Here is a 14,313-nt window from a genome sequence, read left to right as displayed (position 1 = left end):
GTGGGCAAACGGCCCCGGAGCCCCTTCATGCCCATCACCGCAGGTCAGCCCGCAGATTCACCACCGCCGTATGCCCACCAACTGTCGAACTCGGGGATCGGCTCGCAGACCGCGGCCCTGCGCGCGCACGCCGCCGCCTCGCATCTTGAGCTGCCCGAGGAGTGGGTCTTCGAGGACGAGGGACACTCCAGGGCGACCCTGGTGCGGCCCGCACTGGAGCGACTGCGCGACCTTGTCGCCCAGGTCGGCGTGGATGTGGTGCTGTGTTACGCGCCGGACCGCCTGGCCCGCAAGTTCGCCTACCAGGCCCTGCTGATCGAGGAGTTCGCCCGCGCCGGCACCCGGGTGGAGTTCGGACGCGGCCCGCGCAGCGACACTCCCGAGGACCAGCTGATGGTCCAGTTCCAGGGCATGTTCGCCGAGTACGAGAAGGCCCAGCTGATGGAACGCTACCGGCGAGGGAAGACCTACCGGGCGCGCTCGGGGTCCATCAACGTGCTGGGCGGCGCCCGTTCGGATACCGATACCTGCGCAAGACCCCTGAATGCGGGGCCACTTACGAGATCGTCGAGCGACGCATGTCCAGGTGGGGACAGGTCAACGGACACTGACCCGGGGCTACTCTGTTGCCGACGCCATCGCCGACCCCCTCTCCAAGGCAGCCCACTCAAGACACGCGACCTCGTGTCGCACCTTCACCTGGGAAGTGCCTCTTTCCACGGCACGATCTGGACCCTCGACAAGGTCCTATCATTTCAGGTCAGGAGCACTTCTCGCGTTTATGATCAAGCCTCGGACAGGCAACCTCACAACAGCCTGAGGCTGAAGACGCCCTGCAGGACAAGGGTCATGCCCACCAGGGCCATGGCTGGTGGGCACGGCTGCCGCCATCATGTGGCGGCGGCAGCCGCTGAGCCTCTTCGGGGCGCCGACGGTGCGAAATCCGCTACTGGACTGTGGCCGTGAGGGTCACCTCGATGTTGCCCCGGGTGGCGTTGGAGTACGGGCACACCTCGTGCGTGGCCTTCGCCAACTGGTCGGCGGTGGACTGTTCCAGGCCGGGCAGGTGCGCCGTCAGCGACACGGCGAGGGTGAAACCGCCGGTGTCCAGCGCGAGCAGGCTGACCTTCGACTGAACAGTGGAGGCACCCAGCTTGACTCCCTGCTGTCCCGCGATCAGGCGCAGCCCGTTGTGGAAGCAGGCGGCGTATCCGGCGGCGAAGAGCTGCTCGGGGTTGGTCTTGTCGCCGCCGGGGCCGCCCATCTCCTTCGGAACGGCGAGGACCTCGTCCAACACGCCGTCCAGGGAATGGACTTCGCCGTTGCGGCCGTCGCCGGTCGACAGGGCCTCGGTGGTGTAGAGAGCAGACATGGTGGTTCCCTTTTCGTCAGTGTTACGAGGTGGAGAGATGCGGAAGGTGGAAAGACGTGGTGCGCTCAGCGGACGTTGACCTGGCGCAGCGTGAAGCCGTCGTTCGGTTGCCCCGCCAGGAGCGCGGCCAGGCCGCCGCTGAGTGCATAGGTCGTGCCCCGGGGGCCGGCTGTGACGGCGCTGGTGACCGGGTCGGTGACGCTGTCGGTGACCGTGACGGTGGCGGACTTCCAGTGGTGGGCGGGACGTACCCGCTGCACAACGGCGGCTTGACCAGACAGCAGTCCACTGCTGACCGCGGCGATCGATCCGTCCGGCAGGACCCGGATGCCCGCGGTGATCGTCTTGAGCCCAGTCGAGAGCTGCACCTTGGCGGCCTGTTCGGGGTGACCGACCGGCACCCGCACCAGGCTGCCGTCGGCCATCGCGACGATCAGGATGCTCCCGGGCATCCATGCGACGGCGCTCATGCCCACGTCGTTCAGGAAGCCCGGAATATCCAGCTTCCCGGCCAGCAGGTCGTCGCGCAGGAGGACGGAGGCCCGCCCCTCGCAGTCGATGCGGAAGATCGTCGGGGTCAGTTCGTCGACGACGTACGCCGTGCCGTCCGGAGCGATCGTCACGTCGGACACCAGATGCTGCTTGCCGTCGCTCGCGACCTTGTCCAGGTCGGCATACCAAAGCCGGCGTCCGCTGTCGGCGTCGTAACTCGCGACACCCGCGACCTGGAACCTGGTGGCAGGTGCGGAGCGGTCGGCAAGGCCGTAGTCCACGTCGGTGGCCAGGATCCGGTTCCGCTTGGAGTCCACTCGGACAGCCTGCACGGACACCAGGCCCTTGTCGTCGACGAGGGTACGCACCGTCCCGTCCTGGCCGACGGAGGAGATGGTGCTGTGCGCCAGCGAACCCACCACAAACTTCCGGGAGTCCGGATCGTAGTCCACGGAATGAGGGAAGACACCCGGCCCCCTGGCCTCGACGGTGGGCGCCGCCGGACGCGAAGCGCCATGGGTGGGCGTGCCAGCGTGTCGGCCGGGCGTGACTTGGGCGGCCGTGGCGCTGGTCAGCCCTGTGCCGAGAGCCGTCATGGCGGTGAGGACCACGGCGATCGCGGAATGCTTCAGTCTCATGGGTCGTGCTTCCTTCCGAAGGCGCGGTCCGGCCGGTGCGCCGGACATCGCGTGCGGGACATAGCGGGCGGGATGCCCTGCCCAAGTGGGTCGGGCCGAGCCGACGCCAGCGCCGCGTGGACGGCGAAGTCGCCGTACCGGCGTTCCGGGCCGGTGACGCCGGTCGGCCTCCGCCCGTGTTCCGTTCCGGGGGCCGGCCCTGCGTCCTGCTCGTGGCCCCGAGTGTGCTGGCGCTGGCCGCTCGCAGCCTGCCCCTGCCAGGGGCAGGCTGTCTGGCGTCCCAGTACTCGATACTCGGCGTGTGAACAAGAAGCCGCGGCTGGGGAGTCCCTGAAGATGCGCCGGTCGCAGTTGCGGCCGGCGGCGTGGGACTCCCGGATTTCGGAGAGCGCTGTCGCGTGCCGGGTCTACGCCGTGACGAACTGGCGCAGCTCGCCAGCGTGGGCCTCGGCCGCAGGACGGGCGGTGGAGTTGCCCAGGCGACTCAGCTCGGCTCTGTCGGTGACCTTGATGGTTGAGGACAACTGCCGAGGGTGCGCCAGGACTTGACCGGGGTCTCGTTTCTGGCCCAGGAAGGTCTGGAAGGCAGTTGGTGGTCCCGGCGAAGAGGGATCCCCGGTCGCTGACTGGCCTCTGAGTCGTTCGATGATCACCGCGATGACCGTGAGGACGTGTTGCAGGTGGGCTTTCGGCTGTCCTCGGTAGAGGCAGTGGCGCATGCCGTGTCGGTCGGCGAACTCGGCGATGGTGCCCGCGACTCCGGAGCGGACTCTTCCGGCCGGGTGTCTGCTGCTCGGCCCGGACGCGGAGTTGCAGGTCACCGAGTTGTCGCGGGGGAAACCCCACGGTGCCGGGCACTGCCGGCGGAGGCGGTGCAGCGGGTGCGGGCTGGGCAGGGGCGGCACTGGATCTTGGTGAACCGGGGTGCGGCGGTGGGCGAGGAGGTCGGGTAAGGGCCGTGCCAGCCCGCGCTGACCTGACCCTGGGGGCGGGTGACCTGGCGGCGGTCGAAGTCGATGTGGAAGTCGTCCCTGTCGAAGCCTTCGCCTCGGCGTTGGGGCCGGTGGGGTTGCCCGGCAGTGCGCCGCTGACGGTGATCTGGTGTTCGCGGGTGGCGCCTTCCAGGTGGACCAGAGAGGTGTAGGCCGCCGTCGACGAGGTGCTCGGCGGGCAGCAGCCCTCGACGAGCCAGGCGGGTGTGGATGCCGGGCAGGGCCCGGGCGTCGTTCGTGGCGGCTGATGTGGTGGCCACGTCCGTGATCACGTTGGCGCTGTCGGCACGAGCGCGGCATCGACCGTCTCGAACGGCACAGGTGCGTCAACTCGCCTAGATGGCCCGCAGCATAGAGACCAGTAGCTACCGAGATGATGAGCACGGGAGGAGACCTTCACGGGGCCGCGGCATCGACGACCAATGCGGCACCCTTGGTGGCGTTCTTCCTGGTCGTCAGCATGACCCTGCTGCTGTGCTTGCTGTTCGGCGCCGACTCGGAGGGGATTGACGATCTCTATGTGGCCGGGCGTTCAGTGCGACCGTGGCGGAACGCGCTGGCACTGACTGGCGATGCCATCTCGATCCTGGTCCTGCTTAGCCTTGATCCACCGAGGGCCAGTAGTGCTCGTGCGCCGGGGTGGAATCGCTGCTGGACGATGGACGTCGTGTAGAGCACGGTGTTGAGCCGCCGGTTGCCGCCTCGGTGCAGTCGGTAGCGTTCCTTGTCGGAGGAGTAGACCGGGATCGGGGCGGTCCCGGTGTAGCGGGCAAGCTTTGCTGAGCTGGTGAAACGGGTGATGTCACCGATCTCGGCGAGGAGGACCGCCGCAGAGACGTGGCTGATCCCTGTGATCTCCAGGAGCGCGGGTGCCAGCGGGGTGACCAGTTCCCGGATCGTGGTTTCGAGTCCGCGGACACGTTTGTTCAGCCCGTCGGTCAGTAACCGCGCGACACCGGGCAGATGCCCGGTGTCCCGTCCCACGATCAGGCCGAACTCGCCGCGGCCCGCAAGCGGCACGGCGGGTGGAGGCCGAACTGGCCGTCCACCGCCGTGCCGCCGAATTGCTGGGCGAGGCGACCTCCCCAAAAGGCGGTTCGAAGCCATCCGCGTGATGGCGGGCGAGGGGCATTCCGTCGAGCGGGCCTGCCGGGTGCTGCACGTGGCGGAGTCCGCTACTACGCCTGGCTCACCGAGGCCATCATCGGCATCCATGCCGCCTCTCGCGGCACCTACGCCTTCCGCCGCGTGCACGCCGAACTCATCCTGGGATCAGGCATCCACGTCCACCACGGCCGTGGAGTGTCAGCGAGTCGGCGACTGGGCCGCCGCGAACAACGTCGAGATCGCCTACACCCCGACTAACAGCTCGTGGCTCAACCGCATCGAGGCCCAGTTCAGCACCCTGCGCTACTTCGCCCTCGACGGGACCGACCACGCCACCCACAGGAACAGGGCAGCATGATCCGCCGCTACCTCATCTGGCGGGACAAGAACCCCGCCGACAAGTGTCTCACTGCCCTCGTCCACGGGGCGGACGCCGCCTGACCCGCGCCGCCAGCGTCTGTCTTGGGTCGTCAGGTCCGGGTCGGTGGCGCACTCATCGCTGCCGTCAGGAACGTGATCGCCCATCGCCGGGCCGCCTCGCCCGCTACCGGGGACGTGCAGCCTGGGGAGGGCTGCTGGTGGACCTCGAGGCGGTCGACGGCCGTCACGGTAAGGATCCCCCGCATCCGGAACCACAGCTCCTCCGGGGAAAGGCCGGGCAGTACGCGCGCGAAGGCTGCGAAGTAGCGCTCGCGGACCGTGTCCTGGCCCGGGCCGGTCCAGCTCCGTGCCTCCTCGGCCGGGTCGCTGAGGATCGTCATGATCAGCCGGGACGTCCGGGCGCCGCCCTCGTCGCCGGCGGGCATCTCGTCGAACAGCGGCCCCGCGAATGCCTCCACCAGTTCGCTGACCAATGGGTCGGGGGCCCGAGCGAGCAATTTGTCGAGCCCTGCGCCCTGGGCAGCGTTGATGGGCTCGATCACGCGGCGGGCGACCGCGGCCATCAGCTCCGCCTTCGACCCGAAGTGGTAGCCGACGGCGGCCAGGTTTGCTCCGGCGAGTTTGGTGATCGCGCGGACCGAGGTGCCGCGGTATCCGTGCTCGGCGAAGAGGTGCTCGGCCGCGTCGAGGAGCTGGGTGCGGGTGTCTGGGGTCGCCACACGAGGGACTCTACATATGTTTGAATGAAACGAACGTATGATTCAATCGAACGTTTGAAAGAAGGCTGTCATGAAGCTGCTCGTGTACGGCGCCGGGGTTTGCGGCAGCCTGTTCGCCGCCCGCATGCATGAGGCCGGCCACGACGTCTCGCTCCTCGCCCGGGGTGGGCGCCTGACCGCTCTGCGCCGGCACGGCGTGCAGCTCGCCGAGGGAGACAGCCCAGCTGTCAGGCGGGTACCGGTACCGGTGATCGAGCACCCGGGCAGCGAGTACGACCTGATCACCGTCTTCGTCCGCACCCACCAGGTGGACGCGGTGCTGGAATCACTCGCCGGCGTCCAAGGTGACGTGCTGTTCCTGCTCAACTGGGCAGCCGGCCCAAAGACGCTGGGCGCGGTGATCGGCCACGAACGAGTGCTGCTCGGCTTCCCCATGACGGGCGGCACGATGGACGGCGACGTGATCCGCTACCGCAAGAGCAGTTTCATCACCCGGCGGGTCGCGATGCCGATCGGCGAGCCCCACGGCCGCACCACCCCCCGACTGGAACGGATCGTGGAGACGTTCCGTACCGCCGGGATCAACGCCAAGGCCGAGCCGCAGATGGACGCCTGGCTCAGGACGCACGCCGCATTCGAGGTGCCGCTCGGACAGGCGGTACACGCGGCGGGCGGCCCGGTAGCGCTGGCCGACGACCCGGACGCGGTCCGCGGCATGCTTCACCTCATGCGGCAGAACCTCGCCGCGATGGGGACGCCGCCGGTACCTCGCGCGTTCGCCGCGTTGCGGGCGCTGCCGCAAGGGCTCCTCGTGGCCGTGCTCCGGCGCTTCCTGAAGAGCCCGACGGCCGTGCACAGCGGACTCAACGACCCCTCGCCTGCCACGGCGGCCGAACTCGAGCGGCTGACCGAACAGCTCCGCGCCCCTGCGAGAGCCCGCTAGCCTCAGTACCGGGACTCTGTTGGCGATCTTGTGAGGGGTGCTGACAAGTCGTCTGTTCGGCGGTTTGCTGAAGTTGGGCGGGGTGGTTCCGGGGAGAGGGCCGGAGATGTCCTTGCGGGCCAGGAGTTACCAGCGGATTCCGACGCGGACGGTGGTGACGGCGTGGGCGGCGTGTCCGAAGGGCACGCCGGCAACGCTGATGCGTGACCGGTTGGATGTGGTGTTCGAGGACGAGGAGTTCGCGGACCTGTATCCGAAGGACGGGCGGCCGGGACTGTCGCCGGGTCAGTTGGCGCTGGTGTCGGTGCTGCAGTTCGCGGAGAACCTGTCGGACCGCGCGGCCGCGAACGCGGTCCGCACCAGGATCGACTGGAAATACGCGCTGGGCCTGGAACTGGACGATCCCGGCTTCGACCACTCGGCTGTGCGAGTTCCGGGCCCGGCTGGCCGACGGGGACGCCGCGGACGGGCTGCTGCAGGTGATGCTGCACCGGCTGACCGAGGCCGGGCTACTGAAGTGCGGTGGCCGGCAGCGGACCGACGCGACGCACGTGCTCGCGGCGGTGCGCACGCTCAGCCGACTGGAGCTGGTCGGCGAGAGCCCGCGGGCCGCACTCGAACAGCTCGCCCAGACGGCGTCGGACTGGCTTGTGCCCTTGGTGGAGCCGGAGTGGGACAAGCGCTACGGGCGCAAGGTCGAAATCGGCAAGGTCCCCGGCGGGAAAGCCGGGGCCACCGCCCTGGCCGAGGCCTTCGGCCGCGACGGGCAGAAGATCCTGGCCGCCGCGTGGGCGGCCGACGCCCCGCCCCGGCTCCGGCTGCTGGCGCAGGTGGAGGTCCTGCGGCAGGTCTGGGTGCACCACTACTACTGGGATCCTCGCGGACGGCTGCGCTGGCGCGACGGCCACGCACTGCCGCCCGCGTCGCTGCGCTTCGACTCCCCGTACGACACCGACGCGCACTACTGCGTCAAAAGGGATACGGCCTGGTCCGGCTACCGCACCCACTTCACCGAAACGTGCACGTCAGACATGCCCGAAGTGGTCGTACACGTGGCCACCACGATCGCCCCGGTCCAGGACCGCGAACTCACCGACCAGATCCACGACGACCTCGCGGCGATCAACTTGACCCCGGCCGAGCACGCGGTCGACGCCGCCTACATCAGCCCCGCGCGGATCGAACGCGCCCAGCGGGTGCACGGCATCACCCTGCTCGGCCCGGTCGTGCCCGACCACAGCCACCAGGCCAAAAGCGGTGCCGGCTTCGACAAGGCCGCCTTCGCCATCGACTGGGACCACCGCCAGGCCACCTGCCCCCAAGGCAACCTCAGCCGCGAATGGCGGCCCCTGCACATCAGCGGCCACGACTACATCCAGGTCAAGTTCGACAAGGCCACCTGCCTGGCCTGCCCCGTCCGCCCGCAATGCACCGACGCCGTCAACGGTCCGCGCTCGCTCGCGCTGCTGCCCACCCGCGAACTGCACGAGATCCAGCAGCGCAACCGCCTGGACCAGCACACCCAGGACTGGCAACGGCGCTACGCGATCCGCGCCGGCATCGAAGCCACCCTCTCCCAGAACGTCCGCACCTGCGGCCTGCGCCGAACCCGCTACCGAGGCCTGCCCAAAACGCACGTCCAGCACGTACTAACCGGCCTGGCCTGCAACGTCACCCGCATCGCCGACTGGATCGCCGACCCAGCCCGCCCCCGGCGGGCACCCAGCCACTTCCACGCCCTCTGCACCGCCACCGGCTGACCCCGACAAGATCGCCAACAGAGTCACGGTATTGAGCTTAGGACGTCTGGCTCCCCCAGGCCCCCGACGTCACGGTCAGCGCCGTGTGATCAGTTCCAACCGTTATCGTCCCAGGACTTGATCAAGTTCCCTGGGGTTCGGGGTTGTTGGTGATGCCCAGGACCGGGAGTGCTCGCTCTGGTTGGTCGCGGATCGCCCGTGTGGTCTTGGCGAGGTTGCCGACACCGAGGGTTTTCAGCAGGCCGATGGCGAGGTTGCGGAAGTTCGCCGTGGCGCGGGGGTGCGGTTCCGGTGTAGACGGTGGAGGCGTCCTCGGCGAAGGTGACGTCTCTGACATGGTGCAGGGCCTCCACGGACCAGTGCCCTCGGACTGCGCCGGCCAGTTCGGCCGGGGCTGTCTGATGGGCGTCGAGGCTGGTGACGACGTAGACCGTCTCCCGTGTCTGCCGGTGGCCGGTCGCGGCCGCGACCGGCGACTTCCGGGTGACTGCGGCGTACGGCGCGAGTCCCGTGCGGGCGGCCGGCCAGGACCGCCCGGGCACCGGCGAGGTTCGCCGGTGCGCGCTCTGCTCGGGCGACACGGAACGGCTGCGGGCGGAGGACTCCCCGACCGCCGCCGTTTCGTGCCGGCGCGGTCGTGCGCCGGCACGGCCTCAGCCGCCCGGCCGGTCCGAGACGGTCCCCGTGCCGTAACCCTGGGCCGTGACCTCCAACTCCGCGGCGGTCCACCGGCCGGAGTCGGGGCAGGAGAGCGTCACCGTGCGCTGCTCGCCGGGCAGCAGCCACAGGTAGTTCTCCGAGTACCGCGCGGGCAGTACGCGCTGCTTGGTGCGGTGGCTGCGCAGCGACAGCCGCACCATCGGCGCGACGGCGGTCCCGGCGTTGCGTACGGCGAGGACGCTCGTCAGCCGACCGTGGCGCGCCGTGACCCGGCTCCTGGTCAGGCGCAGGTCGGCACCGGACAGCCTGTTCAGCGCCTGCAGGTCGGCGGGCCGGTCGCTGCGCCAGTAGGTGTTCTCCGATACGACGGTCCCGTCGGCCGCGCTCAGCCGAAGCCGCACCAGGTGCACACCGCTGCCCGCGGTGACCGTGAACGCAGCGGCGGTCCCCGACGCGGGGACGTCGACGGTCTGCCGCTGCGGGGCGGCAAGCCGGCGCCCTGACAGGTCCAGCACCTCGGCCGTGACGAGCGCGCCGTGCAGGGCCTCCGGGGTGTGGTTGACGGCAAGCACGTCCCAACTAAGCGGATCCGCCTGGACGTGCAGCGCCTCGCAGCCGCTGCGGGCCCCGTAGTAACTGCCGTTGACGTCGAGGTCGTAGTCGTACGTCTGCCAGACCGTGCTGTGCCAGGCGGGATTGGACATCCACAGCAGCAGACCGCTGGCGTCCTTCCACAGATTGGCGTTCCACGCCTCGAACATCGCCCGCATCGACTCGAAGTTGACGAACTGCGCCTTGGCCGCGAACTCATCGAGCGACGAGGACTCGCCCAGCCGCTCGTCGATCGCCGCCTTGTAGTTCTGCGGGTACTGGTTCCCCTTGGTCGACCAGTCGTGGTAATTCCAGACCGTGCTGATCGGCCAGCCGTCCCCGTCGCCGACGAGATTGTGCATGCTCTCGGCCACCGACACCGTCGGGATGCCGATCTCGGTGTGGAAGCCGAACCTGCCGGCGCCGTAGGTCTGCGCCGAGTAGTACTGCTTCGGGTCGATCCAGGCGTACGGGCCGCCGCCGCTGACCACGCCGCCCGCGGAGTTGCTGACGTAGCGCACACCCGGGTGCTCGGCGGCCACCGCGTCGTGGGCGCCCTGGTCGATCTCTCCCGACGGGGTCCCCTCGTTGGCGCCGCACCACACGGCGATACACGGGTGCGACCGGTAGCGCAGGATCGTGTCGCGCACCTGTCCCAGATACAGGGCGTGGTTCGGCGGGTCCAGGAACCACGCATTCCAGAAGTCGTTCCACACCAGCAACCCGTTCTCATCACAACGGGCGAAGAACTCCTCGCGGTTGCTGCTGCCGAGCCAGTTGCGGATCATCGTGAAGTTCATGTCGCGGTGCATCCCGACGACGGCCTCCATGCGGCCGCCGCCCATGCGGCGCAGCAACTCGTCCCAACCCCAGTTGCCACCGCGGCACATGACCCGCACGCCGTTGACGCTGATCTGCAGCTGGTGCGGCCGGTTGTCGACTGCCAGCACATCCTGCCAGGTGCTGCCGTCGTCGGAGACCTGCACCGTGAACGTAAACGCGTAGGCCGTCTCCCAGACCAGGGTGAGCCGGTCGAAGGACCGGCTCCGGCCGAGGTCCACCTGGATCCACTGGTCGTCCCTGTAGTCGGACGACCAGCGGGTCTGCGGGTCGCCGTCGACCGCGTTGCCCGGGGTATTGGAGGGGTTGTCGTCGGAGGAGGCGGTGGCCGCGCCGTGCAGGGCGAGGTCCGTGCCCGGGTCGGCGCTGTCCAGCACCGACAGCGTCCACAGGGAAATGCCGAAGCCCGTGGCGCGCTTGCCGCCCTGGATGCGAACGTAGCGGGCCTGCTGCGCGGGGATGTCCACCGTCTGCTCAGCGTGGTTGGCGCCCGGCGCAAAGGTGATCGGGTTCCCCGACGCATACGACAGCTCCCGCAGGCCCACCCGCACCCTGCGCGCGTCGCTGATGGCGCCGTCGACCTCGGCGGTCACCCGCAGATCGTGCAGGGCCGGCTCACCGTAGCCGTTGGGCCACCACAGCCGCGGGTTCTTCAGCCGCAGCGCCGGGAAGTCGCCGGGGGCGAACACCGCGTCGACGCTCATCCCTGCACCGACCTGCACGTCCTTGCGGACACGGATTCCGCTCAGCCGGGCCTCGACGGTCACCGTGCGGGCGGTCGACGCGGCGTTGCGGACCGGCACCGTCAGAGTCACCTCGCCGCTCGACCGGTCCGGCGAGGCCGGCAGCACGGTGTCGACGCGGACGTCACCGATGACGGCGTCGCCGGTGGCGCGCAGCCGTACGTGGTTCCAGATGCCCATCACACGGTCACGCACCGCAGGCATCCAGTCCCAGCCCGAAACCGCCAGCAAGCCAGGACTGTTGAGCATCATGACGGCGGAGCCGGCGTCGGCGTAGGAGCTGCCGTCGGCGCCCTTGTCGCCAGGGTTGCCGGGGTAGGGCATCGGGTCGTTGCGCACGGCCAGCACGTGTTCCTTGCCGTCGGCCAGCGCCGCGGTGACATCGAGAGCGGTGCGCGCGGTCGGGTGCGCCAGCTCGCCGGCCCTGGTGCCGTCGAGCCAGATCTCCGCCTGGTGGTTGACGCCATCCAGCTCCAGCCACACCCGGTCGCAGCCCTGCCCGCCGAAGCCCCGCGGCAGGTCGAACGTGCGGCGGTACCACCAGGAGTTGCGGCTCAGGGCCTCGGGCACGAGGAGGTTGCCGAAGCCGCTCACCGGGTCGGGCAGGTGTCCCTCGGCGACCAGGGACGCCAGGATCGTGCCGGGCACCTGAGCTCGCAGCCAGCGCGAGGTGTCCACACCGGGGGTTGAGACGACCGCTCCGTCCTCGGTGCCGGCGAACTCCTCGAGCGTGAGGTTCCAACCCGACTCGATCGCCACCGTGCCGTCGTCCGACATTTCCAGCGCGGGCACCGGCTGGGCGCCGCTGGTCCACTCGGTCCAACCGCCGGCGGTCGGGCGGTGCCCGAGCGCGGTGCCCAGCACCTGGAAGGAGTTCAGGCCCAGTGGGTTGGGGTTGGACAGCGCGGTGCCGACCAAGCGGATCCAGCGGGTGGTGACCGGCGCGTCCAGGACCACCTCGACACTGCCGCCGGTGCTCGTCGTGCCCTCGTGGATCTTCGTCCACTCCTCGCCGTCCGGCGACACTTCGATCCTGAACGCCGTGGCGTAGCTGGACAGCACTTCCCAACCGGTCGTGCCGGTGCGGGGGTTGACGTCATGGGCGGGCTTGAAGACCGTGTCGCCCTCGGCGGCCTCGAAGACCAGCACGACCGAGGTGACCCGGCAGGATCCCTCCAGGTCGACCGCGATCCACTGCGGACCGTCGTTGTCCGCTGCCCGCCAGCCGCTGCCCTTGGGGCCCGACTGCGCCATGCGGTCCACGGCGAAGGAGCCCGGCGCGGGGCCGTACGCGGTCGAGGAGACCGTCACGGGCCGGTAGAGCGCCAAGTCGGCTCCCGTGCCTTGGCCGCCCGGCCCCGCGGACCCGGCCGCGGCGACGGCCCGGTCGGCGAAGGCACCAGTCAGGCTCACGCCGGCGAGCACGGCGCCCCCCGAACGCAGCATGGTACGGCGAGAAGGACCGGCGGTCGGATCTCTGTCCTCGGTGATGCCGTCGGGCATGAATACTCCTTGGTCATAACGCGCAGAGCGGGTCGTGGGGGGACTTGGCGGGTGCGCCCGCGACGATGTGACATCGTTGTCACTTTCGAGTGCGACCATGTTGGTTGCCCATCCCTGCGACGTCAAGACCCGGGTGAGTACGAGGGGCCGAGCCGCCGTCAGGGCGTCAGCCGTCCGGTTCCGCCTGGTGACCGCGGTCGACCGTGCCGTCTCGATCCGGCCGGAACCACGGTCGCCCGCGCCGGGCGGCCGGGCCTCCCTTCTCAGGTGCGGCCTGTGCGGCCTCGTGGAACGCGGCGCGGATGGGCGTTCTTCCGCGAGCCCGGGCGCAGCCTCTCCGGCAGTGTCGCCGAGAAGAACGCCGCCTCCTCACGGGACGACCACTCGCGCGAGGTCCGCCGTACCGGACGTCCCGGCGAGCATGGTGTCGAGGCGGGTGTCCGGTCCCGTCGACCGCCCCCGCCTCGGTGAGTTCGTCGGCGGCGGGGCAACCGGGCCTCCCACTGCCGCGGAACGGCGGGGGGTGCCCCTACGTCTTTGGTCAAGGTGGTCGGGTCTGGAGCAATTGTCAAGATCTGTGGATGAGACCGATGAGCTGGTAGTCCTCGGTACTGTGGGCTCGGGCCGTGACTGGCGCTGAGGTGGAGTACCACCGGGGAGCGGCCTGACGCCTCGTCGATGCTGTGCGCCTGGGCACCTCACTGTGGAGCTCAGGAGTGGCACGTGATGGAGACCCAGCAGGCGCGGCCGATGGATGGTACGGATCTCGCCCGCCGAATGACCGAGACCAGCGCGGCGGCCGCTGAGGATCTTCGTCGGCGGACGGGGGTGTCCCCGTGTCTGGCGACTGTACTGGTAGGAGATGACCCGGCCTCGGTCACCTATGTCCGGATGAAGCAGGCCCGTTGCGCGAAGGCGGGCATCCGCTCGCGACACGTGCCGCTGCCTGCCTCTGTGAGCACCAGCGGCCTGGTGGAGGCCGTCACCGCGCTGTCCGAGGATCCGGATGTGCACGGCATCCTGCTCCAGCACCCGGTGGGCGCGCACATCGATGAGCGCGCCGCCTTCGAGGCGATCGCCCCCGGGAAAGACGTCGACGGAGTCACCATGCGCTCCTTCGCGGCGATGGGGTTCGGCCTGCCCGGCTTCGTCTCGTGCACGCCCGGAGGGATCATGCGTCTGCTGGACGAGTACGACGTCGACCTCACCGGGAAGCACGCCGTCGTGGTGGGACGCAGCCCCATTCTCGGCAAGCCCGTCGGCATGCTCCTGCTCGGGCAGGACGCCACGGTGACTTACTGTCATTCCCGCACAGTCGATCTGCCCTCGATCGTTCGCGAGGCGGACATCCTGGTCGCCGCGGTTGGCCGGCCGCGCTTCATCAACGGGGCGGACATCAAGCCCGGAGCCGTGGTGATCGACGCTGGATACAACCCGGGCAACGTCGGGGACGTCGATTTCGACACCGCTCGGCAGGGGCGAGCCTGATCACTCCTGTCCCCGGCGGTGTCGGTCCCATGACCATCGCTGTCCTCCTTGCACAGACCGTCGACGCGGCAGCGCATCAGCTCA

Annotated in this window: 9 protein-coding genes, 4 pseudogenes and 1 riboswitch; of the genes and pseudogenes, 7 read left to right on the top strand and 6 right to left on the bottom strand. The window is 69.5% G+C overall.

The features are described from left to right. Window positions 1-966, top strand: a 966-nt coding sequence (locus AB0M29_RS44010; protein ID WP_365393206.1) for a recombinase family protein, incomplete at its 5' end; no start/stop codon positions are given. On the opposite strand, the gene AB0M29_RS44005 is transcribed toward AB0M29_RS44010, so the two are convergent. After that, window positions 947-1,372, bottom strand: coding sequence for an organic hydroperoxide resistance protein (locus tag AB0M29_RS44005; RefSeq protein ID WP_365393203.1), 426 nt, complete (start codon window positions 1,370-1,372; stop codon window positions 947-949). The two genes, AB0M29_RS44010 and AB0M29_RS44005, sit on opposite strands and share 20 nt — an antisense overlap. A gap of 65 nt (window positions 1,373-1,437) precedes the next feature. Further along, window positions 1,438-2,502, bottom strand: a complete 1,065-nt coding sequence (locus AB0M29_RS44000; protein WP_365393200.1) for a hypothetical protein — start codon at window positions 2,500-2,502, stop codon at window positions 1,438-1,440. Between the two features lie 336 nt (window positions 2,503-2,838). Between AB0M29_RS44000 and AB0M29_RS43995 the strand changes: the two are divergent. Further along, window positions 2,839-2,951: pseudogene (locus AB0M29_RS43995) on the top strand (transcriptional regulator); the annotation flags it as partial. A 1,059-nt stretch (window positions 2,952-4,010) separates the two neighbouring features. On the opposite strand, the gene AB0M29_RS43990 reads toward AB0M29_RS43995, so the two are convergent. Then, the gene (locus AB0M29_RS43990; RefSeq protein ID WP_365393197.1) at window positions 4,011-4,514 is read right to left on the bottom strand and encodes an IS110 family transposase; all 504 of its coding nucleotides are present in this window, start codon (window positions 4,512-4,514) and stop codon (window positions 4,011-4,013) included. A 283-nt stretch (window positions 4,515-4,797) separates the two neighbouring features. Between AB0M29_RS43990 and AB0M29_RS43985 the strand changes: the two are divergent. Next, window positions 4,798-5,042: pseudogene (locus tag AB0M29_RS43985) on the top strand (hypothetical protein); the annotation flags it as partial. Between the two features lie 29 nt (window positions 5,043-5,071). Here AB0M29_RS43985 and AB0M29_RS43980 read toward each other — a convergent pair. Continuing rightward, the gene (locus tag AB0M29_RS43980) at window positions 5,072-5,701 is read right to left on the bottom strand and encodes a TetR/AcrR family transcriptional regulator (RefSeq protein ID WP_365393194.1); all 630 of its coding nucleotides are present in this window, start codon (window positions 5,699-5,701) and stop codon (window positions 5,072-5,074) included. 70 nt (window positions 5,702-5,771) lie between these two features. Between AB0M29_RS43980 and AB0M29_RS43975 the strand changes: the two genes are divergently transcribed. The 3 genes and pseudogenes from AB0M29_RS43975 (at window position 5,772) to AB0M29_RS43965 (ending at window position 8,404) form a co-directional block, all read left to right on the top strand. Then, window positions 5,772-6,644, top strand: coding sequence for a 2-dehydropantoate 2-reductase N-terminal domain-containing protein (locus AB0M29_RS43975; protein WP_365393191.1), 873 nt, complete (start codon window positions 5,772-5,774; stop codon window positions 6,642-6,644). A 106-nt stretch (window positions 6,645-6,750) separates the two neighbouring features. Beyond that, window positions 6,751-7,008, top strand: a pseudogene (locus AB0M29_RS43970) (IS1182 family transposase); the annotation flags it as partial. 118 nt (window positions 7,009-7,126) lie between these two features. After that, window positions 7,127-8,404 carry a transposase gene (locus tag AB0M29_RS43965; protein ID WP_365393188.1) on the top strand — a complete coding sequence of 426 codons (1,278 nt, stop codon included), beginning with the start codon at window positions 7,127-7,129 and terminating at the stop codon, window positions 8,402-8,404. Window positions 8,405-8,525: 121 nt separating this feature from the next. Here AB0M29_RS43965 and AB0M29_RS43960 read toward each other — a convergent pair whose 3' ends face one another. Beyond that, window positions 8,526-8,741: a hypothetical protein gene (locus tag AB0M29_RS43960; protein WP_365393185.1), complete on the bottom strand. Its 216-nt coding sequence runs from the start codon at window positions 8,739-8,741 to the stop codon at window positions 8,526-8,528. 316 nt (window positions 8,742-9,057) lie between these two features. Next, complete coding sequence (locus AB0M29_RS43955; RefSeq protein ID WP_365393182.1) at window positions 9,058-12,741, bottom strand: discoidin domain-containing protein; 3,684 nt, start codon at window positions 12,739-12,741, stop codon at window positions 9,058-9,060. Between the two features lie 616 nt (window positions 12,742-13,357). After that, window positions 13,358-13,443: riboswitch (ZMP/ZTP riboswitch) on the top strand. Window positions 13,444-13,464: 21 nt separating this feature from the next. On the opposite strand from AB0M29_RS43955, the pseudogene AB0M29_RS43950 reads away from it, so the two are divergent. Continuing rightward, window positions 13,465-14,313: pseudogene (locus AB0M29_RS43950) on the top strand (bifunctional 5,10-methylenetetrahydrofolate dehydrogenase/5,10-methenyltetrahydrofolate cyclohydrolase); the annotation flags it as partial.

Origin of the sequence: Streptomyces sp. NPDC051976, assembly GCF_040680795.1 — a bacterium.
Lineage (GTDB): Bacteria > Actinomycetota > Actinomycetes > Streptomycetales > Streptomycetaceae > Actinacidiphila.
The sequence above is the reverse complement of the archived record's forward strand: the minus strand, read 5'-3'. Positions and strand labels throughout refer to the sequence as shown.

Bases quoted from the DNA above. Each gene is read 5' to 3' on its own strand.
- AB0M29_RS43975 (WP_365393191.1), top strand. From the start codon at position 5,772: ATGAAGCTGCTCGTGTACGGCGCCGGGGTTTGCGGCAGCCTGTTCGCC.
- AB0M29_RS44000 (WP_365393200.1), bottom strand. From the start codon at position 2,502: ATGAGACTGAAGCATTCCGCGATCGCCGTGGTCCTCACCGCCATGACG.
- AB0M29_RS43955 (WP_365393182.1), bottom strand. From the start codon at position 12,741: ATGCCCGACGGCATCACCGAGGACAGAGATCCGACCGCCGGTCCTTCT.
- AB0M29_RS44005 (WP_365393203.1), bottom strand. From the start codon at position 1,372: ATGTCTGCTCTCTACACCACCGAGGCCCTGTCGACCGGCGACGGCCGC.
- AB0M29_RS43960 (WP_365393185.1), bottom strand. From the start codon at position 8,741: ATGTCAGAGACGTCACCTTCGCCGAGGACGCCTCCACCGTCTACACCG.
- AB0M29_RS43965 (WP_365393188.1), top strand. From the start codon at position 7,127: ATGCTGCACCGGCTGACCGAGGCCGGGCTACTGAAGTGCGGTGGCCGG.